16 protein-coding genes and 2 riboswitches are annotated in these 20,128 nt (G+C 69.4%); of the genes, 4 read left to right on the top strand and 12 right to left on the bottom strand.

Translation table 11 applies throughout. From position 1 onward, the window contains the following. Nucleotides 1–4: 4 nt before the first annotated feature. Nucleotides 5–1,093 (bottom strand): cobalamin biosynthesis protein CobW, encoded by a 1,089-nt coding sequence (gene cobW, locus CFB50_RS09060; protein ID WP_089445615.1) that lies wholly within the window; start codon nucleotides 1,091–1,093, stop codon nucleotides 5–7. A 330-nt stretch (nucleotides 1,094–1,423) separates the two neighbouring features. After that, a riboswitch (cobalamin riboswitch) is annotated at nucleotides 1,424–1,689 on the bottom strand. Between the two features lie 113 nt (nucleotides 1,690–1,802). Continuing rightward, nucleotides 1,803–2,039, top strand: a riboswitch (cobalamin riboswitch). A 170-nt stretch (nucleotides 2,040–2,209) separates the two neighbouring features. Between cobW and cobA the strand changes: the two genes are divergently transcribed. Genes cobA through CFB50_RS09040 form a run of 4 tightly spaced genes read left to right on the top strand, consistent with a single transcriptional unit; the run spans nucleotide 2,210 to nucleotide 5,280 of the window. Further along, entirely contained in the window at nucleotides 2,210–2,959 is a 750-nt protein-coding gene (gene cobA, locus CFB50_RS09055) for a uroporphyrinogen-III C-methyltransferase (RefSeq protein WP_089446075.1), read from the top strand. After that, the gene (locus tag CFB50_RS09050) at nucleotides 2,956–3,333 is read left to right on the top strand and encodes a cobalamin biosynthesis protein (RefSeq protein ID WP_089445614.1); all 378 of its coding nucleotides are present in this window, start codon (nucleotides 2,956–2,958) and stop codon (nucleotides 3,331–3,333) included. Before cobA ends, CFB50_RS09050 begins: the two co-directional genes overlap by 4 nt. 37 nt (nucleotides 3,334–3,370) lie before the next feature. Further along, the gene (gene cobO / locus CFB50_RS09045) at nucleotides 3,371–3,973 is read left to right on the top strand and encodes a cob(I)yrinic acid a,c-diamide adenosyltransferase (protein WP_021160089.1); all 603 of its coding nucleotides are present in this window, start codon (nucleotides 3,371–3,373) and stop codon (nucleotides 3,971–3,973) included. Between the two features lie 2 nt (nucleotides 3,974–3,975). Continuing rightward, nucleotides 3,976–5,280, top strand: coding sequence for a cobyrinate a,c-diamide synthase (locus CFB50_RS09040; RefSeq protein ID WP_089445613.1), 1,305 nt, complete (start codon nucleotides 3,976–3,978; stop codon nucleotides 5,278–5,280). Nucleotides 5,281–5,350: 70 nt separating this feature from the next. Here the strand turns inward: CFB50_RS09040 and CFB50_RS09035 are convergent, their stop codons facing one another. The 11 genes from CFB50_RS09035 to CFB50_RS08985 form a co-directional block, all read right to left on the bottom strand. Continuing rightward, nucleotides 5,351–5,650: a type II toxin-antitoxin system RelE/ParE family toxin gene (locus CFB50_RS09035; protein WP_089445612.1), complete on the bottom strand. Its 300-nt coding sequence runs from the start codon at nucleotides 5,648–5,650 to the stop codon at nucleotides 5,351–5,353. Next, nucleotides 5,640–5,885 (bottom strand): type II toxin-antitoxin system ParD family antitoxin, encoded by a 246-nt coding sequence (locus CFB50_RS09030; protein WP_089445611.1) that lies wholly within the window; start codon nucleotides 5,883–5,885, stop codon nucleotides 5,640–5,642. Before CFB50_RS09030 ends, CFB50_RS09035 begins: the two co-directional genes overlap by 11 nt. Nucleotides 5,886–6,002: 117 nt before the next feature. After that, nucleotides 6,003–7,166 (bottom strand): M20 aminoacylase family protein, encoded by a 1,164-nt coding sequence (locus tag CFB50_RS09025; RefSeq protein WP_089445610.1) that lies wholly within the window; start codon nucleotides 7,164–7,166, stop codon nucleotides 6,003–6,005. A gap of 362 nt (nucleotides 7,167–7,528) precedes the next feature. Beyond that, a complete protein-coding gene (locus CFB50_RS09020; protein ID WP_083265877.1) occupies nucleotides 7,529–7,945 on the bottom strand; it encodes a PIN domain-containing protein in 417 nt (138 codons plus the stop codon). Then, the gene (gene vapB, locus CFB50_RS09015; RefSeq protein ID WP_089445609.1) at nucleotides 7,942–8,205 is read right to left on the bottom strand and encodes a type II toxin-antitoxin system VapB family antitoxin; all 264 of its coding nucleotides are present in this window, start codon (nucleotides 8,203–8,205) and stop codon (nucleotides 7,942–7,944) included. The genes CFB50_RS09020 and vapB overlap by 4 nt, the downstream gene beginning before the upstream one ends. Nucleotides 8,206–8,474: 269 nt before the next feature. Next, on the bottom strand, nucleotides 8,475–9,491 hold the full coding sequence (locus tag CFB50_RS09010; RefSeq protein WP_089445608.1) for a GNAT family N-acetyltransferase: 1,017 nt from the start codon (nucleotides 9,489–9,491) through the stop codon (nucleotides 8,475–8,477). Then, nucleotides 9,491–10,330, bottom strand: a complete 840-nt coding sequence (locus CFB50_RS09005; protein ID WP_089445607.1) for a formyltransferase family protein — start codon at nucleotides 10,328–10,330, stop codon at nucleotides 9,491–9,493. The genes CFB50_RS09010 and CFB50_RS09005 overlap by 1 nt, the downstream gene beginning before the upstream one ends. Nucleotides 10,331–10,416: 86 nt before the next feature. Then, nucleotides 10,417–12,666, bottom strand: coding sequence for a TonB-dependent siderophore receptor (locus CFB50_RS09000; protein WP_089445606.1), 2,250 nt, complete (start codon nucleotides 12,664–12,666; stop codon nucleotides 10,417–10,419). 22 nt (nucleotides 12,667–12,688) lie between these two features. Continuing rightward, nucleotides 12,689–14,065: a lysine N(6)-hydroxylase/L-ornithine N(5)-oxygenase family protein gene (locus CFB50_RS08995; protein WP_089445605.1), complete on the bottom strand. Its 1,377-nt coding sequence runs from the start codon at nucleotides 14,063–14,065 to the stop codon at nucleotides 12,689–12,691. Between the two features lie 32 nt (nucleotides 14,066–14,097). After that, nucleotides 14,098–15,132: a GNAT family N-acetyltransferase gene (locus tag CFB50_RS08990; protein WP_089445604.1), complete on the bottom strand. Its 1,035-nt coding sequence runs from the start codon at nucleotides 15,130–15,132 to the stop codon at nucleotides 14,098–14,100. Then, nucleotides 15,122–20,122 carry a non-ribosomal peptide synthetase gene (locus CFB50_RS08985; RefSeq protein WP_089445603.1) on the bottom strand — a complete coding sequence of 1,667 codons (5,001 nt, stop codon included), beginning with the start codon at nucleotides 20,120–20,122 and terminating at the stop codon, nucleotides 15,122–15,124. The genes CFB50_RS08990 and CFB50_RS08985 overlap by 11 nt, the downstream gene beginning before the upstream one ends. Between the last annotated feature and the right edge of the window lie 6 nt (nucleotides 20,123–20,128).

Genomic DNA, 20,128 nt, shown 5'->3' with positions numbered 1-20,128 from the left:
TGCGTTACGCCTGTTGCGGCTCGGCCGCGCACGCGGCGTCGAACGCACGTTGCAGCGCGGCCGCGTCGAGATCTTCGCCGATCAGCACGAAGCGGCTCGCGCGCGTTTCGCCGTCCTGCCAGCGACGGTCGAAATAGCTGTCGAAGCGGCGGCCGACGCCCTGGATCACGAGCCGCATCGGCGCGCCGGGCAGCGCGGCGAAGCCTTTCGCGCGATAGATCGTGTGCGCTTCGACGACGCGCTGCAGCGCGGCGATCGTCGCTTCGCGCGTGCCGGCGTCGCCCGACACGACCACCGAGTCGAAATCGTCGTGATGGTGATCGTGATCGCCGTCGTCGGCCGAACCGTGATGGTCGTGACGCAGGTGGATCGTTTCTTCCGATGCCGATTCGAGGCCGAGCAGCATCGCGAGGTCGAGCTCGCCGCGCGTCGCGCGCACGATCTTCACCTGCGGCGGGATTTCTTCGCGAATCGCGGTTTCGATCTGCGCGAACTCGGCGTCGCCGACGAGATCGGCCTTGTTCACGATCACGAGATCGGCGGACGACAGTTGATCGGCGAACAGCTCGTGCAGCGGCGATTCGTGGTCGAGGTTCGGATCGGCGCGGCGCTGCGCGTCGACGGCCTGCGGGTTTTCCGCGAACTGGCCGCTTGCGGCGGCCGGCCCGTCGACGACGGTCACGACCGCGTCGACCGTGAAGCTGTTGCGGATCGTCGGCCAGTTGAACGCCTGCACGAGCGGCTTCGGCAGCGCGAGGCCCGACGTCTCGATCAGCACGTGGTCGATGTCCGCGCGGCGCTCGACGAGTGCTTCCATCACCGGATAGAACTCTTCCTGCACGGTGCAGCACAGGCAGCCGTTCGCGAGTTCGTACAGCTGGCCCGCCGCTTCGCCCTGCGCGCCTTCGGCATCCTCGCAGCCGATGCCGCAGCCCTTGAGGATTTCGCCGTCGATGCCGAGCTCGCCGAATTCGTTGACGATCACCGCGATGCGGCGGCCTTCGGCGTGCTGCAGGATGTGGCGCATCAGCGTCGTCTTGCCGCTGCCGAGAAAGCCCGTGACGATCGTGACGGGAAGCTTGCGTAGGGTCATGGTAGGTCCTGTGTCGAAAATGGAATCAGCCCGGGATCGTCGCGTCGATGGCGGCGTGGCAGTTCGTCTGGCGGATCGCGGGCATGCCGCCGCGCGATCCGGACGGACAGTCGCGGGACGGGCGGGACGACGAATCGGACATGGTGCTTCCTTGCGAACGGTCGACATCGTGAATGCCAACACGGCTGCTGCCGGCCCGGCTCGCGCTGCCTGCCATTCGCCACGCCGGCCGGCGCGGGTTCGCGCGGAGACGGATCGGTGGAGGAAGCGGGCAATGCGCGGGCGTCGGACCTGCTGCGGCCGTGGACGATGCGCCGCCTCCCCGCGGCGCTGAACCCCAACGTTTCGGCCGGTATCCGGGCTGACGAACACGCCGCTTCGCCTTCCCGGATGCGCGCGGCATCCAGTGGCGGTCGTCCGCACGCGCGTGGCATGCGGCGAAGCGGCGTTGCGTGGCGCATGCGCGCGACGCGTTCGCTTACCGTTGCGGGGGCAGCACAGGTTGGCTCGACTGCGGCGCAGGCAGGCTCCCTGTTTCCCGTTTAACTGCGCGCACCGGAGCGGCGCGCGCGAGCACCAAAACGCGTGCGAGTGTAGGCGGCGGTGCGGGGAGCGTCAAGGCGAAGCGGGCCGCCGGGCCCGGTTCCGGATGGCCGCCGCGCGTGGCCGGAAGCCGTGCGCGGCGGTTCGCGCGGGGGAGTCGCTGTGCTATCGTAGCGCCGCGTTCGGTGCTCGCATGCGCATTCCGCGCCTGCAGTTAAACGGGAAACAGGAGGCGGACCACCGCCCGGCCTGTGCTGTCCCCGCAACGGTACGCCGCCCGCGCGACGCGCTTCCCCGCGCACGCGCCCAGGCCGCCCACGATGCCACTGCCCGTCAGCCGGGCGGGAAGGCTGCGGCCTGGCAAGCGGCCAGCCCGGATACCGGCCGACGCAAGGGGCGAGCCCGACGCTCGCCGAACGCCCGATCCGCGGGGGACGGATGAGGTGCGCATTCCGCCCGCGTCCGCGCGGGCTTCGTTCGATCCGCCATGGTTTACCTGTCCGCTGGCCGCCGCCGTGCCGCCCGCCTGCCCTTTTCCGCTGTGACGACACGGTGCGCGCCGTGCCGCGCCCGATGAGCCGCGCCTGGCTCGTCGGCGCCGGCCCCGGCGACGCCGACCTGCTGACGCTCAAGGCCGTCCACGCGATCGGCGCGGCGGACGTGCTGCTCGTCGACGATCTCGTGAATCCCGACGTGCTGCGCCATGCGCGCGCCGATGCGCACATCGAGCACGTCGGCAAGCGCGGCGGTCATGCGTCGACGCCGCAGGAGACGATCGTCGTCGCGATGCTCGCGCATCTGCGCGCGGGCCGCAGCGTCGCGCGGCTCAAGGGCGGCGATCCGTTCGTGTTCGGCCGCGGCGGCGAGGAGCTGGCCGCGCTCGGCGCGGCGGGATTCCCGGTCGAGGTCGTGAACGGCGTCACCGCGGGCATCGCCGCGCCGGCCGCAATCGGCATCCCGGTCACGCAGCGCGGCGACGCGCAGGGCGTGATCTTCGTCACGGGCCACGGCGCGGGCGCCGACGAACCCGACTGGCGCGCGCTCGCGGCCACGCGCATGACGATCGTCATCTACATGGGCATCCGCCGGCTCGACGCGATCGCAACGGCGCTGCGCGAAGGCGGCTTGCCCGGCGAGACGCCGTGCGCGGCGATCGAGAACGCGACGCGCCCCGAACAACGCCACGTGCTCGCGACGCTCGACACGCTCGTCGAACGCATCGGCACGACCGGCATCGGTTCGCCGGCGATCGTCGTGATCGGTCGCGTCGCGGCGTTCGCCGACGATCCGGCGGTACGTGCCGCGCTCGGCGGCGGCGCATGATGCGTGTCGCGCTCGGCATTGGTTTTCGCGCAGGCGTGACGGCCGCGCAACTCGATGCTGCGATCCGCGCGGCGCTGATGCCGTACCCGGCCGCCGAACCGACGCTCGTGGCCACGCTCGCCGACAAGGCGCGCGCCCGCGCGCTGCGCACGCTGTGCGCGCGACGCGGCTGGCCGCTCGTCGCGTTCGATGCGGCGCAACTCGCGAGACACCCGGACCTGGCCGCGAGCGGCCCGTCGGCCGCCGCGCTCGCCCGCTTCGGCGTCGCGGGCGTGGCCGAGCCGTGCGCGCAGCTCGCGGCGCCGCACGGCCGGCTGCTGGGCCCCAAATCCATCCGGGACGGCGTGACGGTCGCACTCGCCGGCCCGCTTTGAACCCTTTGTTTCGCTTTCTTTCGACAGGACGAATCCGATGAAAACCGACGCCGAATCCCATCAACGGATGACCGAACGCCGCCGTGCGGGCCACGAGAAGAAGCAGGCTGCCGCCGTCAACGAGAAGGGCCTGCTGATCGTCAACACCGGCAACGGCAAGGGCAAGAGCACGGCCGCATTCGGCATGGCCGTGCGCGTGCTCGGCCACGGCATGCGGCTCGGTGTCGTGCAGTTCATCAAGGGCGCGCTGCACACGTCCGAGCGCGACTTCCTCGGCGCGGTGGCCGAATGCGATTTCGTGACGATGGGCGACGGCTATACGTGGAACACGCAGAACCGCGACGCCGACATCGCGACCGCGCGCAAAGGCTGGGACGAGGCGCGCCGGATGATCGAGAGCGGCGATTACCGGATGGTGATCCTCGACGAGCTGAACACGGTGCTGAAGTACGAGTACCTGCCGCTCGACGAAGTGCTCGCGACGCTCGCCGCGCGTCCCGATTCGGTGCACGTCGTCGTGACCGGGCGGCATGCGCCCGACGCGCTGATCGACGCGGCCGACCTCGTCACCGAAATGCGGCTCGTCAAGCATCCGTACAAGGAGCAAGGCGTGAAGGCGCAGCGCGGCGTGGAGTTCTGAGCATGCCCGCCTGCCCCGCGCTGTTCGTCAGTGCGCCCGCGTCGGGCCAGGGCAAGACGTCGGTGACGGCTGGCCTCGCGCGGCTGCACCGCCGGCTCGGCCGCCGCGTGCGCGTGTTCAAGACCGGGCCCGATTTTCTCGATCCGATGCTGCTCGAACGCGCGAGCGGCGCACCCGTGCATGCGCTCGACCTCGGGATGGTCGGCGAGGCCGGCTGCCGCGCGCTGCTGGCCGACGCCGCACGCGAGGCCGACCTGATCCTGATCGAGGGCGTGATGGGGCTGTTCGACGGTACGCCTAGCAGCGCCGACCTCGCGGCCGCGTTCGGCGTGCCGGTCGTCGCGGTGATTTCGGCGAAGGCGATGGCGCAGACGTTCGCGGCAATCGCGTTCGGGCTCGCGCGGTTCCGGCCGGGGCTGCCGTTTCACGGCGTGCTGGCGAATCGCGTCGGCTCGGCCCGGCACGCGGAACTGCTGCAACAGGCGCTGCCCGACGACCTGCACTGGCTCGGGCACGTGCCGGCCGATGCGGGCATCGCGCTGCCGGAGCGGCATCTCGGCCTGCACCAGCCGAACGACATCGGCGATCTCGACGCGCGGCTCGATCGCGCGGCCGATGTGCTCGCACTGACGGCGCTTGCCGAGTTGCCGCCGGCCGTTGCGTTCGCGGAACCGGATGCAACAGCGCCGCTACCGTGTGCGCTCGCCGGCAAGCGGATCGCGGTGGCGCGCGATGTGGCTTTTTCGTTCATTTATCCGGCGAATCTCGCGTTGCTCGACACGCTCGGCGCGCAGGTGCGATTCTTTTCGCCGCTCGCCGACGAACCCGTGCCGGACGACTGCGACGCACTGTTCCTGCCGGGCGGCTATCCGGAATTGCATGCGGCGGCGCTCGCGGCGAACGCCGCGACCGCGCGGTCGATTCGCGCGCACGCGGCGGCCGGCCGGCCGATCGTCGCGGAATGCGGGGGGATGGTGTATCTGTGTGAATCGCTGACCGACGTGGACGGCCTGACGACGCCGATGCTTGGGCTGTTGCCGGGTCAGGCGACGATGCAGCGCCGGTTCGCGGCGCTCGGCATGCAGCAGCTCGACACGCGCAGCGGGACGATGCGGGGGCATACGTTCCATTATTCGCGGCTCGCGACGCCAATGGAACCGGTCGCGCATGCCGTACACCCCGACGGCATATCGGGCAGCGGCGAAGCCGTCTATTGCCACAACGCGATCGTCGCAACCTATATGCACATGTACTGGCCGTCGAATCCGGATGCGGTCGTGGCGTTGTTCAGCGGCGAAGCGTTCTAGACTCGGGATCGCTCAAGTCATACCGGAATTGCATGCCCCGTCGCAACGATCACGTGCCTGTTTTGTGCGACTACAAATGTTGTTCGATGTCCATGCGTTGATGCAGGACCCGAATCACATCGATCGTGTATTCCGTTTCGCGATAGAACATGACGTGGGACCCCACTGCGTACCGGAAATATCCATCGCGAACAATGCAAGTCCGACCGGCCTTTTCACCGCGCGCCAGCGCTTCCATGGTTCCGATCAGATCGCGGTGGTAAAGGTCGGCTTGCTTGAGCGACCCACGCCCGACGGTATAGCGCCAAATGTCTTCGAGGTCGAGTTCGGCCAACGGCGTGAGCTGAAGCGGTCTGCCTTTAACCGCCATGCGTCGGCCGCATCCGGGCCAGGAAGGCCTCGTTGTCGAATGGTTGGGGTGTTCCCGATGCCTCACCAGCCTTCAACGCTTCCTGCAATGCGCGCACCTGCGTTTCATGTGATTCGAGAAGTCGCAAACCAGCTCGTACGACATCGCTCGCGGAACTGTATCGTCCCGACTGAACTTGAGCGTCGACGAATTCGGCAAAGTGGTCGCCCAGGGAAACGGATGTGTTTCGCGACATGAGTCACCTCCTGTTTCAACGCGGCCTTCATATACCAAAGTTTGATACTTCAGGCGCTCAGCCGCTGCGGCAACCTTGCCGATGTCCAGCCTCGCGCCACATGTGCCGTTTCCCTGGTCACACCAGGAACGTCTCCGCCAGCTTCACCCAGTAAGACGCGCCGGTGGGCAGCGCCGCGTCGTTGAAGTCGTAGCCGGGGTTGTGCACCATGCAGCCGCCCTCCCCGTCGCCGTTACCGATGATCAGGTAGCAGCCCGGCCGCTTCTCGAGCAGGAACGCGAAATCCTCGCTGCCGGTGAGCGGCACCATCCCGTCGATCAGGTTCGCATCGCCCACCCATTCGCGGGCGACGTTGCGCGCGAACGCGGTCATTTCCGCATCGTTGACGAGCACCGGGTAGCGGCGCTGGTAGTCGATCGTCGCGGTCGCGCCGAACACGGCCGCCTGCGCATGCACGACTTCCTTGATGCGCGTCTCGAGCAGGTCGCGCACCTCCGGCTTCAGCGCGCGCACCGACAGGCGCATCTGCGCGCGATCAGGAATCACGTTCGGCGCCTCGCCCGCGTGGATCGCGCCGACCGTGACGATCGCCATGTCGAGCGGCGACACGTTGCGCGACACGATCGTCTGCAGCGCGATGACGATCTGCGCGCAGACGACCACCGAGTCGACCGCCTTGTGCGGCACCGCGCCGTGGCCGCCCCGGCCCTGCACGTCGACGATCACCGTATCCGACGACGCCATGAACGACCCCGGCAGGAAGCCGAACTTGCCCGTCGGGAAGCCGGGCATGTTGTGCATCGCGAAGATCGCGTCGCACGGGAACAGCTCGAACAGCCCTTCGTCGAGCATCTTCTTCGCGCCGCCGAGCCCTTCCTCGGCCGGCTGGAAAATCAGGTTCAGCGTGCCGGAGAAACGGCGCTCGCGCGCAAGATGCTTCGCGGCCGCGAGCAGCATCGCCGTGTGGCCGTCGTGGCCGCACGCATGCATCTTGCCGGCGATCCTGCTCTCGTACGGCAGGCCCGTGGCCTCGTGGATCGGCAGTGCGTCCATGTCGGCGCGCAGGCCGAGACGCTGCGCGCCGTCGCCGACCTTCAACTGCGCGACGACGCCCGTGCCGCCCAGCCCGCGATGCACCGTGTAGCCCCACGACTGCAGTTGCTCCGCGACGAGGTCGCTCGTCGCGAATTCCTCGAAGCCGAGCTCGGGGTGGGCGTGGATGCGGTGCCGGATCTCGATCATTTCGTCGGCGAGGCCTGCGGGAATCACGCTGTGCGTCACGGTGTCGTCTCCTGTCCTGTGGGGAATATGCAGGCAAGGATAGTGGGTTCGACGACAACCGGGCAGACGGAAAGTCGTCGTGGTAGCAACTGATAGTTGCCGCTGGTTCAACGCGCGGCGGGACGAGCCTGAATCGATTTCCGGAACGATCGACACAGGTTCGCGGGGTTGGCCGAACCGTGTGTCCGTCTTCGATTTCCGGCCCCCGGAGAGTGCGGCAAGCCGATGGAAGAAGGCGGGAATTTTATTTAAATCAATGACTTGAGTTCGTCTTGTTCACTTTTCGCCCGTGTGCGTTTTCTGTGTACGCCGGCTGAAAAGTGAACAAGTCCCGACACGGGCACAGCTTGACCCGACTGCGTTCAGGCCGCCCAGTCTTCGAGCGACAACCCGGCGACCCGGCCGAACTCGCGGCTGTTGTGCGTGACGAGCACGGCACCGGCCGCGATCGCATGACCGGCGATCGACGCGTCGTTCGCGCCGATCGGCGTGCCGCGCGCGGCAAGATCGGCACGAATCGCGGCGGTTGCGTCGACGGCCGCCGTATCCCACGACAGCACGCCATCCAGCCGCGCAACAAAGGCCGTCACGAGTTCCGCATGCTTCGGCGACGCCTTCCGGCCAACCGCGCCGAACCGCATTTCGGCATAGGTAATCGCCGAGACGACGATCCGGTGCTGCGCATTGACGCACGATTGCAAGCGAGACAGCACCACGGGCGGCCGCTCGCGCATGATGAACGAACAGATGTTCGTATCGAGCATGTAGAGCGTGGTCACTGGCCGGACTCCATCGGCGCGGCGCCACCACCGGACAGGTCGAAGCGGCCGGATTCGATGACGGCCGGGCGTTCGGCGAGGAAGTCGGCGTCGGCCAGCGGTTCGCTCACGAACGAGAGCCACGTGGGCCGCACGGGCCGCAGCAGCAGCGTGTCGCCCTCGCGGCGGATCTCGAGTTCGGTCACGCCCTCGAACTCCATGTCCTTCGGGATGCGGATTGCCTGGTTACGGGCGTTCTTGAAAATGGAAACGGTGCGCATGAGCCACTCCATGGGAGTACGATGCGCCCATTTTAGGCATATGCCAGCATATGTCAATGTGGGCGCGTGCAAACCGGATGTCGCGCCCCATGTTGTCGCGGATGCTTTTGCCATGTCGCGGGCCTGTCGTCGATGAGGAGAGCGATCCATTCTTCACGACGCAGGCCGCGCGGTCCATATCCCGGACGGCCGATGCCCGCGAGCCACGGCGCCGCGCGCCACCTCGCGCCACCTCGCGCCGCACCGCGCCGCACCGCGCCCCCGCGCCGTCACGGCAACCGGAAAGTGTCGAAGAATGTATCGCGCTCGATCACGGTGAGCGCCGCGCGCTTGTGCGGGAAGTCGAACTCCTTCAGCGTGTAGAACCCGAGCCGGTGCATGTACGCGATGTGCCGCACGTGATCGACGCGCGGCTCGCCCACGAGCCGCTGCGTGCGCGCTTCGTCGACGAACATGTAGTGCAGCACCCCGCTCCACCAGGCATGCAGCTTGCCGGCGCTCTGGAAGCGCGAATCGCCGATCAGCAGGTGCAGCCCGCGGTCGTAGTCGTGCGCGTCGTAGAACGGCGCGAGACGGTCCTCCTTCGCCCAGTAGAACTCGAAATAGCCGAACGGCGTGTCGTCGAAATAGCCGATCATCGGGTGCATGTGCGGATCGGCGAGCCGCTCGGCGAGATACGCCGCGTGCTCGTCGCGCGTGCCGCGCTGGTCCCAGAAATGCGCGACGCGATCGAGGTTCATCCAGCCGCTGAACAGGTCTGCGTGCGCGTCGACATCGACGGTGCGCAGGCTGAACGTCATCCCGACCTGCGGCATATAGCGTGCATAGATCTCGCCGGCCGGCGACGGCGGCCGCACCGGGTGCCGGTGGCCGTTCGTGATCACATGGCGCAGCGGCATCCCGCCCGATGCGGGCGCCTTCAGCCACGGCCGCGGGTTCTGCCAGAACGTCGCACGCGATACGGTGAAGCGCAGCGTGTCGCCGGCGACCTGCGCGCCGTCGATCACGCCCTCGCGCACCGCGCGCGCGACGTACGCCGCCACGGCTGCCGCGTCGGCGCCACCGAGCGGCACCGTGATCGTCGCCGCGTCGTGGCGCGTGTCGGTGTTGAACAGCGCGACGAACGCCGCGAGCAGTTCGTCCGGCGAGTCGTCGGGCCGCCACGCGTCGAGCGTGTGCTCGGCGAGGGCCATCGCCTGCCCGTGTGCGGCGCCGTCGAGCGCGGCGGCCACTTCACCTTCGACGGTGTCCGCGGCGCCGGCCGGTTTCGTCAACGTGTCTTGCATCACAGTGCTCCCGCGTCATGGCGGTCGGCGAGGACGTGCAGCCCCCGCTCGAGTGCCGGAAACAGGCTGCGCTGGAAGTTGTTCCAGCGCAGTTCGAGAATCGTGTCGTCCGGCGCGATCGGCGTGTCGAGCACGTCGCAGATCACCTCGCCGGAATCGATGCCGTTGTCGACGTAGTGAAACGACGCGCCCGTCATCATCACGGGCGCAACGGCCGACGTCGTGCCGTTCGACCAGTCGACCCGTTCGCCGCGCGCGCCGTGCAGCGCGTCGAGCGTCGCCCACGCGCCGCGCCGCTGGAACGGCGAGCCGTCGGCCGTGATGCCCGGGTGGATGTTGGCGATGCGCCGGTGAAAGCGCGCGCCGGGCCGCACGAGCTCGTCGAGGATCACAAGCAGCCCGTCGAGCACGACGACGTCGGCGTCGAGTTCGAGCAGGCGCTCGAGCAGGCGGCGCTCGAATGCCTGTTTGCCGGCCACGCGCTCGCGCGCGTCGCGCGGCAGCCGCCGGTACGTCGACGCAATCGTGCAGAACAGTTCGTCGACCGGCCGGCCCTGCACCGCCAACCCTTCCGGCAGGATCCACGGGCGCCCCGGCGTGCGGGCGAAGCCGTAGTCGGCGACTTTCGCGCGGTCGGCCGGCGAACCGTCGTCGTCGTCGACGATCACGCCCTTGAGCGTGTAACGCTCGCCGAGCGACGAGTCGTTCAGGCGTTCGACGAGATATTCGAGCGGCGCCTTCATGTAGCGCGTACCGCCCTGATAAGCGACCGGCTGCCCGGCACGATCGGCCGCGCCGTTGCGCAGCGACTGGATGTAGACGAGATTTTTCTTCGGCATGGATGCGTCGTGGAAAAGCGGACGAAGGCGCCGAGGCCCACCCGCGCCGGCCACGAAGGCCAGCCGGCGGGCCGCGGCGCGCGACGTCACCAGTTGTATTTCGCGGTCGCGATCACGGTACGGTCGGTGCCGAACACACAGACGTTCATCGACTGGCAGCCACTGATGTAGTGACGGTTGGCCAGGTTCGTTCCGTTCACGGCGAAGCGCCAGTTACGCGTGTCGTAGTGCACGCCCGCGTCGAACAGCGTGACGCTCGATACCGTCAGCGAGTTGTCGGCCGCACCGGCCGATGCGCTCTGGTAACGAATGCCGCCGCCGAGGCCGAAGCCCGCGAGCGGCCCCGTGTGCCACGTCCAGTCGGTCCACAGCGACGCCATCTGGCGCGGACGCGGAATGTCGACCGGCCAGTTGTTCAGCGAGCTGTCGTTGGCCTTCACGTTCTTCACGTCCTGATACACGTACGAGGCAATCACCGACAGGTTGCGCGTAACCTTGCCGGTCGCGCTCAGCTCGATTCCTCGCGAACGCACCTCGCCCGTCTGCACCGACTTCGTGCCGGTCGGGTCCTGGCTCGGCAGCGCGGTCGTGAGCACGTTGGTCTGGTTGATCTGGTAGATCGCCGCGTTCAGCATCAGGTTCTTGCCGGGCGGCTGCCAGCGCAAGCCGGCTTCGATCTGCTTGCCGCGGGTCGGCTGCGGCAGCCCGCCGCCGACCAGGTTCACGCCGATCAGCGGATTGAACGACGTCGCGTAGCTGACGTACGGCGACAGCCCGTAGTCGCCCTGGTACGTGAGGCCGACGCGGCCGGTGAACGCCGTGACGTCCGCCTTCGTCGACGTGCCGGCCGCCCGGTCGTCCATCCGCATGTTGACCCAGTCCTCGCGGCCGCCGAGCGTCAACGTCCAGCGGTTCCACTTGATCTGGTCCTGCGCGTACAGGCCGAACGTGTTCATCGTCGTGTACGTGTTGGTGCGGAACGTCGAGTCGGGCGTGAGCACCGCCTTCGTGACAGGCAGGTAGACCGGGTTGTAGAGGTTCAGCGGCGGCGCGGCGGCAAGCCATTCGCTGTCGGTCGCGGTCTGGCGGTTGTACTGGAAGCCGAGCAGCAGCGTGTGCTGGAGCGGGCCCGTCGCGAAGCGGCCTTCGAGGTTGTTGTCGATGTCGAAGCGGCTGTAGTTCATCTGGAACACGCCGGCCCAGCGCGACACGTCGGTCGTGCTGCCATCGACGAAGCCGTTGCCGAATACCGAACCGTTGTCGAGCGACAGGTGCATCAGGCGCGTGTTCTGGCGGAACGTCCACGCCGGCGTCAGGTTCCGCTCGAACTGATAGCCGACCGACCACTGCTTCTTGCGGTAGTAGTTGAAGTTCGGATCGCCTTCGTACACGTCCTTGTTGATCTGACCGTTCGGGTTCGGCAGCACGGTGCCTACCGCGGGCAGGAAGTTCGACGAGATGTCGCCCCAATCCTGCAGATAGGTGGCCGACAGCGTCAGCGACGTATCCGCGTTCGGACGCCAGCGGAACGACGGCGCGAGCGCGACGCGCTGGTCGTTGTTCGGGCCGGTCAGCGCGTTGCCGTCGCGTGCGACGCCGACGAAGCGGTACGCGTATTTGCCGTCCGGGTCGAGCTTGTCGCCGACGTCGATCATGAACTGCTTGCGCGCGTAGTTGCCGATCTGCACGCCGGCCTCGCGCACGCGCTCGCCGTCGGCGAGCTTGGTCTGCACGTCGACGATCGCACCCGGGTCGCCCGCGCCGTACAGCACCGACGTCGGCCCGCGCAGCACGCTGATGCTGTCGATCATGTACGGATCGACGCGCCAGCTCGCGAGGTTGATCGTGTTCGGCACCTGCAGCCCGTTCACGTACGCGGTCGGCGTGAAGCCGCGCAGCGCCGCGTACCAGTCGGAACGGTTGTCCGAGCCGTACGACGAGAAGCCCGGCACGTAGCGCAGTGCCGCGTTCACGTCGGTCGCGCCGGTCATCTCGATCTGCTGCGCGGTGACGACGTTGATCGTCTGCGGGATCTCGTTGATCGACGTACTGGTCTTCGTGCCGGTGCGGCTGCGCTTCGCGACGAGCCCGACCGTGCCGTCTCCTTCCGAGCCCGCGTTGACGTTGATCGTCGGCAGCGTGCCGGCCGACGCACTCGCCGCCGCACCGTTCTGCGCACTGCTGGCCGACGCCGCTGCGCCTGCGTTCACGGCCGGCGCCGTCTGGGCATGTGCGTGCCCTGCCGCCACACCGAACGCCACGCTCGCCGCGGCTGCGATCGCACGCAAACGCGTGCCTGTTGCCCACTCCATCTTTCTCTGCTCCACTTTTTTCATGCGGTCTCCGACCGCGCCTTTGTCAAAGAGCGAAAGCCATCCGGCTCGCGCTCGCCCCGTTTTCCTGTCGTTTTTCCTGTGTTGCCCGGGCCGCGCCTTCTTCATGGGCGGGCGTGATCCCGTCTTCGAGCGACGCGCAGATTTCGTCCGCGCGGCGCGCCAGTACCGACAGCAGCGTGTCGGACAGGCCGTGGCTGTCTTCGCAGCAGCCTTGCAGGTAGATGCGCGGCGCGAAATGCTCGGGCGTCGCGAGCAGGTAGTCGCGCGTGACGTCACCCCGTGAGAGCGCATCGCCCAGGTGCGGCGCGAGCCCTTCGAGCAGCGCCGAATGCGTGTCGCGGCGGTAGCCGGTGGCCAGCACGAGTGCGTCGAAGCGCTCGACGCGCGTGTCGCCGCTCATCCGGTCGCGCAGCGTCAGCTCGATGCGGCCGTCGGCGGTGCGCACCGCGGCCTCGATCGCGCTGTTCGCGAGCAGCGCATGACGCGGCGTGCCGTCGATGCGCTGCAGGTACAGCATTTCGTAGATCTGTTCGATCAGCGGCCGGTCGACCACCGCGTAGTTCGTGTCGCGATAGCGCTCGAGCAGCGCGCGGCGCGCGTCGTGCGGCTGCGCATAGACGACATCGGTGAACTCGGGGCTGAAGATCTCGTTGACGAACGGGCTGTCGTCCGCCGGCTTCAGGGCGCCCGCGCGCATCACGAGGTTCGCGTCGACGTGCGGGAAGCGGCGCGCGAGGTCGATGAACACCTCGGCCGCGCTCTGCCCCGCGCCGATCACGGCGACGCGGCGGCGCTCGCCGTCCGGCGACGCGACGAGCCGGTCGATGTCGGTCAGGTACGACGACGAGTGGATCACCCGGTCGCGGCCGAGCGCGGCGAACGCGTCCGGCACCGCCGGCGTGCCGCCGACGCCGACCGACAGCGCGCGCGTGACGCGCTGGCGCTCGTGGCCGGCCGCGTCGCACGACAGCACGCGCAGCGCGTCGATCCTCGCGCCGTCGCCGTGCACCGGCTCGATCGCGAGGACAGTCTCGCTGTAATGGACGCGATCGTCGAACGCCTCGGCCACCCAGCTCAGGTAGTCGTGGAACTCGACGCGGGTCGGATAGAAGTTCTTCAGGTTGACGAATTCGTTCAGCCGGCCGCGTTCGAACAGGTAGTTGATGAACGTGTAGCGGCTTTTCGGATCGCGCATCGTGACGAGATCCTTCAGAAACGAGATCTGCATCCGGCAGTCGTCGAGCAACATGCCGCGATGCCAGCCGAATTCAGGCTGGCGCTCGACGAAACAATGGGTGAGCGGGCGCGCCGCGCGCCGTTCCTCGAGGCGGATGGCCAGCGCCAGATTCGACGGCCCGAAGCCGACGCCGATCAGGTCGAATACGGTTTCTCTCTGCATGTCTCAGCTCCCTTGTCGGTGAATCCGGCGCGTCAGACGTGACGGCCGGAGAAGAACGTCTCGCGCAGCGTGCGCATCCACAGCGGCTGCGCGTCGGCCAGCGCGAGACGGCGCTGCCGCGCGAAGCCGTGCCGCGCGAGATGGTCGGCAACCCGCGCGTGGCCGGCCGGAACGGCACAGCCGACCGCTTCGGTGCGCGGGTCGTCGAGAAACAGGTAATGAACGACGGACGGCAGCCAGCCCGCCACGCAATGCGGGCCGCGCCAGCGCGACTCGCCGACCAGCATCCGCAGCCCGCGGTCGTAGTCGCGCGCCGCGACGTGCGGCGCGAGCGCGTCTTCCTTCAGCCAGTACGCCTCGACATACGCGAACGGTTCGCCGTCGAAGCAGCCGACGAGCGGAATCACGTGCGGATCGGTGTCGGGCGCGGCGCCTTGCGTGCCGTCCGCACCGGGCGGCGTGCCCGGCCAGCCGTTGCGCACGCGCGGCTCGTCGAACCAGCACGCGAGTCGCGCGGTGTCCTCGGCCGGCTGCCAGCCGCGCAGCGTGAAGCGCACGCCGAGCGCCGGCAGGTCGCGCGCGTAGACCTCGCCGCGCGGCGCGGGCGGCCGGCGCGGATGACGGCGGCCATCAGTGAACATCGGCAACGTCGCGCACGGCAGATGCGGGCCGACGCGCCACAGATCGGCCTGCTGCGCCCAGCCTTCACGCATGCAGCGGCCGCCGTCGGCGAGCACGCCGCTCGCGCGCAGCGCATCGAGCGCGACCGCCGGCCACGCGGCCGGGTCGAGCCGGATCGCGGCGTGACGCGCACTGTCCGAAAACGCCGCGGCCAGTGCCGCCAGCAGCGCACGCCGCTGGTCGGCCGGCGCCGCGCGATGGTTGTACGCGACGAGGCGCAGCGCGCCGTCGTCGCCGAGTTGTGCGCGCAGCAACTGCGCGCCGATGCCGTCGCCCTGCGCGACGCGGATTTCCGCGCCGTCACGCACGGCGAACAGGCCGTCCGCGAACGCGAGTCGGTAGGTATCGAGCATCGTGAATCCGTCCGGACGCACTTCAGCCAGCATGGCGCGCCTCCTGTCCCGTTTCCGTGTGCGCATCGAGCCGCGCGCCGAGTGCCGCGAGCGTCGGCGACGCGAATACGTCGGCGACCGTCAGCACGTGACCGGCGCGGCTGGCCGCGTCGACGAAGCGCACGACGTCGAACGACGTCGCGCCGGCTTCGAACAGGTCGGCATCGGGTTCGGGCGCGGCCGTCGCGAACGTGTCGGACCACAACGCCGCGAGCACGGCAGCCGCATGCGGTGCGCGGGGCGGCGTTGCGGCGCGTGCATGGCTTTCGGTCTGCGCGCGATGCGGCGCCTGCGCAACGGCACGCTTGTCGGGCGCACCGAGCACCGCTTCCGACGCGCCGGCAAAACGCGCGACTTCATCGTGATAGAGATCGACGAGCGCATCGACGAAGCCGCTATCGAGCAGTTCGTCCGCATACGAGAACGCGGCGCTCACGCGGCCGTCCGGATGCTCGACGACGTCCAGCTCCAGCGTAAATACGACGCGATGGCGCACGTCGTCGAAGCCGGCCAGCGACAGGCCGGCCCAGTCGCGCGCCGCGGCACCCGTCGGGCGCAGGTAGTTGAACATCACCTGGAACAGCGGATTGGCGTGCGCCGCACGCGGCGCGCGCAGCGCCGCGACGACGTCCGCGAACGGCACGTCGGCGTGCGCGTAGGCCGCAAGCGCCGTGTCGCGCACTTGTGCAAGCACGTCCGCACGACGCGCGGCCGGGTCGATCCGCGTGCGCACGACGACCGAGTTGATGAAAAGGCCGAGCGCGTCGCGGGCCGCATCGCCCGTCAGCTCGCGCGTCGACGCGAGCACGCCGACCGGCTGGTCGACCGCACCCGTCGCGCGGAACAGCGCGGTGTTGAGCGCCGCGTGCAGCAGCATCGGCAGCGTCGCGTGCGCGGCCGATGCCGTGTCGCGTGCGGCGCGGATCAGCGCGCCGTCGAATTCGAACGCGATGCGGGCCGCGCGCCATTGCGGCACCGCCGGTGCGTCATCGCGCTGCGGCAGCACGCGCGCCGGCAGATCGGCCAGCGCATCGCGCCAGTAGGCGACGCGGGCCGGATGGCACGGTGCGGGCAGCACGAGCGGTTGGGCGGCCAGCTGGACGGCCTCGTCGGCCGACACGGCGCCGGCGCCGCCCTGCACGCGGGCGACATAGCACGCACGAACCGCGTCGAGCCACAGCTCGATCGATTCGCCATCCGACACGATGTGATGAATCGTCACCGACAGCACGTGATCGTCCGCACCCAGACGCAGCACGCGCGCACGCCACAGCGGCGCATCGGCAGCGAGGTCGAACGGCGCGACTGCATCCTCGTCGGTCAGCGCTGCGGCGCGGGCGAGCACATCGGCTTGCGTCGACAGGTCGAGCACCGGCAGTTCGACAGAAACGGCGGCATCGATCCGCTGGCCCGGCAGTGCGCCGTCACGCGCCACGAGCCGCACGCGCAACGCCGGATGCTCGGCGGTGACATCCGCGAACGCCGCACGCAGCGCATCGACGTCGAGCGGGCCACGCACCCGCAGCGCGACCGGAATGTTGTACGCGGCGCTGTCCGGCTGCGCGCGCCACAGGAACCACAGGCCGAGCTGCGCCGGCGACAGTGGCCACACGCCGTGTGCATCCGGCTTGGCGACGGCCACGCCCGGCGCCGCCGCACCGGCATGCGCCGCGCGCGGCGCATCGGCTACCTGCACCGCATACTGCGCGAGCACCGGCGCCTCGAACAGTGCGCGCACCGGCACGTCGCGGCCGAGCCGTTCGGCCACGCGCGTCGCGACGCGCACGGCGGCGAGCGAATGGCCGCCGAGATCGAAAAAGTGATCGCCACGGCCCACGCGCTCGAGATTCAGCACGTCGCGCCAGATCGCCGCGAGCGCGGCTTCGTCGCCGTCGTGCGGCGCTTCGTACGCACGCTCGACGCGTACCGGCGCCGGCAGCCGTGCGCGGTCGACCTTGCTGTTCGCGTTACGCGGCAGCGCATCGAGCACGATCAGTTGCGCGGGCACCATGTAATCGGGCAGCGTGCGGCGCAGGTGCGCGTCGAGCGTCGCGGCTTCCACAGGCTGCGCGGCCGCCTGCGCGTCGGCGGTCAGTTCGACATACGCGACGAGCTGCGCCAGTGCGCCCTGCCCGTGCACGACCGCGCAGGCTTCGCGCACCGCGTCGTGCGCGGCAAGCTGGGCCTCGATCTCGCCGAGTTCGATGCGCAGCCCGCGCAGCTTCACCTGGTGGTCCACGCGGCCGATGAAGTCGAACACGCCATCCGCGCGACGCCGCACGAGGTCGCCCGTGCGATACAGCCGCGCGCCCGGCGCGCCGTACGGATCGGGCACGAAGCGCTCGGCCGTCAGCGCCGGGCGGTCGAGATAGCCGCGCGCGACGCCGATCCCCTCGCCGCCCAGGTACAGTTCGCCGATCACGCCGACCGGCAGCGGATGCAGCCGTTCGTCGAGCACGTGCGCGGTGCGCGCGCCGACCAGCGTGCCGATCGGCAGGTACGCGGCGTCGCCGAGCTTCGCGAGATCGTCGCCGGGCCGGAACATCCACAGCGTCGGCGTGATGACCGTCTCGGTCGGGCCGTAGCCGTTGACCACGCGCACGTTCGGCAGCGCGCGGCGCAGCATCGCAAACGCCTCGCGCGACGTCGCCTCGCCACCAACCGTCAGCGAACGCAGCGTCGGCGGTGCGCCGTGCGCGAGCGCCCATTCGGCGAGCTGCGCGGCGCAGCCGGGCGGCACGTAGGTCATCGTCACGCCGTCGCGGACCATCATCGCGCAGGTCTGCGCGGGCGGCCATAGCACGTCGGCCGTCACCGACACGGCGGCGCCCGACATGTATTGCGAAAACCAGCCTTCGTGCGCGCCGTCGAAGTTGACCGACTGGAACAGCAGGAACACGTCGTTCTCGCCCGCGCCGTAGCGCTCGGCGATCGCCGCGCAATGCAGCGCGAACGACGCGTGGTCGACGATCACGCCCTTCGGCTTGCCGGTCGAACCCGACGTGTAGATCGCATAGGCCGCGTGGCCCGGCAGCACGTCCGGCAGCACGACGTGCGCGGCTTCGTCGAGGGCATCGATTTCATCGGCGCGCCACACGCGCAGGTCCGGCAGTTCGGGCAGCGACGCGGCGCTCGCGCGGTCGGTCAGCACGTGCGCGATGTTCGCGTCGCCGACGATCTGTGCGAGCCGTTCGCGCGGATGCGCCGGATCGAGCGGCACGAACGCGGCGCCCGACTTCAGCACCGCGATCAGCGCGACGAGCAGGTCGACCGAGCGCTGCAGCGCGACGCCGACGCGCATTTCCGGCCGGACGCCGGCCGTCACCAGGTGGCGGGCCAGCCGCGCCGCGCGCGCATCGACTTCGCCGCGCGTCAGCGCGCGATCGACATCGGCGACGCCGCGTGCGTCGGGCCGTGCCTGCGCATGCGCGGCGATGCGGGCATGCACCGGCACGAACGGTTCGGATTCGGTTGCGCCTGCCGGTGCGTTCCATGCGAAGAGTTGCGCGCGCTCATCGGCGGGCAGCCAGTCGAGATCGCCGATCGGCATGTCCGGGCGCGCGAGCGCATCGGCGAGCAGCGTGACGAAGCGTGCGGCCAGCCGAGCAATCGCGTCCGCCTCGAACAGGTCGAGCGCATAGATGAAGGCGGCGTCGAACGTGCCGTCCGGCGTCGCTTCGACCGACAGCGTCAGGTCGAATTTCGCGGATGGCGTGCCCGACGGCAGCAACGCGGCCGATGCCGCGCCGAGCGCCGGCAGCGCGCGGCGCTCGCCATAGGCGGCCATCACCTGGAACAGCGGATGGTGGCTCGCGCTGCGCGGCACGCCGAGCGCATCGACCACCTGCTCGAACGGCACGTCCTGGTGCATCTGCGCGTCGACGAGCGCGCGCTGCGTGCGTGCGACCAGCGACGCGAAATCGCCATGCGCTGGCACGTCGACGTCGATCGCCAGCGTGTTGACGAAGAAACCGATCAGGCCGGCGACCTCCGCGCGTTCACGGTTCGCGGCCGGCACGCCGACGCAGATCCGCGCGTCGCCGGTCGCGCGCGCCAGCAGCGCATCGAGCGCGGCGAGCAGCACCGCGAACGGCGTGGCGCCCGATGCAGCCGCGAATGCGCGCAGTTGCGCGCCGATGCGCGCGTCGAGCGAAAACACGTGGCGTGCGCCGCGCGCACTGCGGCGCGCCGGTCGTGCCGTCGCGCCCGGCAGCGTCAGTACGCCGCGCTGCGGATCGAGCCGTTCGCGCCAGAACGCGAGCTGGCGGTCGCGCTCGCCGGCGTCGAGCCAGCGGCGCTGCCACAGCGCGAAGTCGGCGTACTGGATCGGCAACGGCGCGAGCGGCACCGGCTCGCCCGACGCATAGGCGCGATAGAACGACGCAAGCTCGAACAGCATCACGCCCGACGACCAGCCGTCCGACACGATGTGATGCACGGTCAGCGCGAGCCAGTGATGCGTCGCGTCGAAGCGCACCAAGTGCGCACGTATCAGCGGCGCCGCGCCGAGATCGAACGGCTCGGCTTCGTCGGCCGTCGCGACGGCTTCCGCGCGCGGTACGCGCTGCGCGTCCGGCAACGCTTCGAGATCGGTTTCGCGCCACGGGCAGCGCAGCGGTGCGTTGATCGTCTGTGCGACACCGTCCTCTGTTTCGTCGAAGGTCGTGCGCAGCGCCTCATGGCGCGCGATCAGCGCGTCGCACGCAAGACGCAGCGCATGCGCGTCGAGCGGGCCCGTCAGCGCCAGGCGCTCGGTGATGTGATATGCGTCCGGCGCATCGATCAGCCGCGCATGCAGCCACAGCCGCGTCTGCGCGAAGGACGCCGGCACGCGGTCGCTACGCGGGGTGCGCGGCGGGATCGGCAGCACGCGGAAGTCGATGCCGGCCGCGCCGAGCTTGTCGATGAAGACCGCGCGCTGCGCGTCGGGCAGTTGCGCGAAACGCGTCGCGAGCGCGAGCCAGTCGGGTTGAACCTTCGTCATCCGTCG

Origin of the sequence: Burkholderia sp. AU33423, from assembly GCF_002223135.1 — a bacterium.
In the GTDB taxonomy this organism is placed as follows: Bacteria; Pseudomonadota; Gammaproteobacteria; order Burkholderiales; family Burkholderiaceae; genus Burkholderia; species Burkholderia lata_D.
The sequence above is the reverse complement of the archived record's forward strand: the minus strand, read 5'-3'. Positions and strand labels throughout refer to the sequence as shown.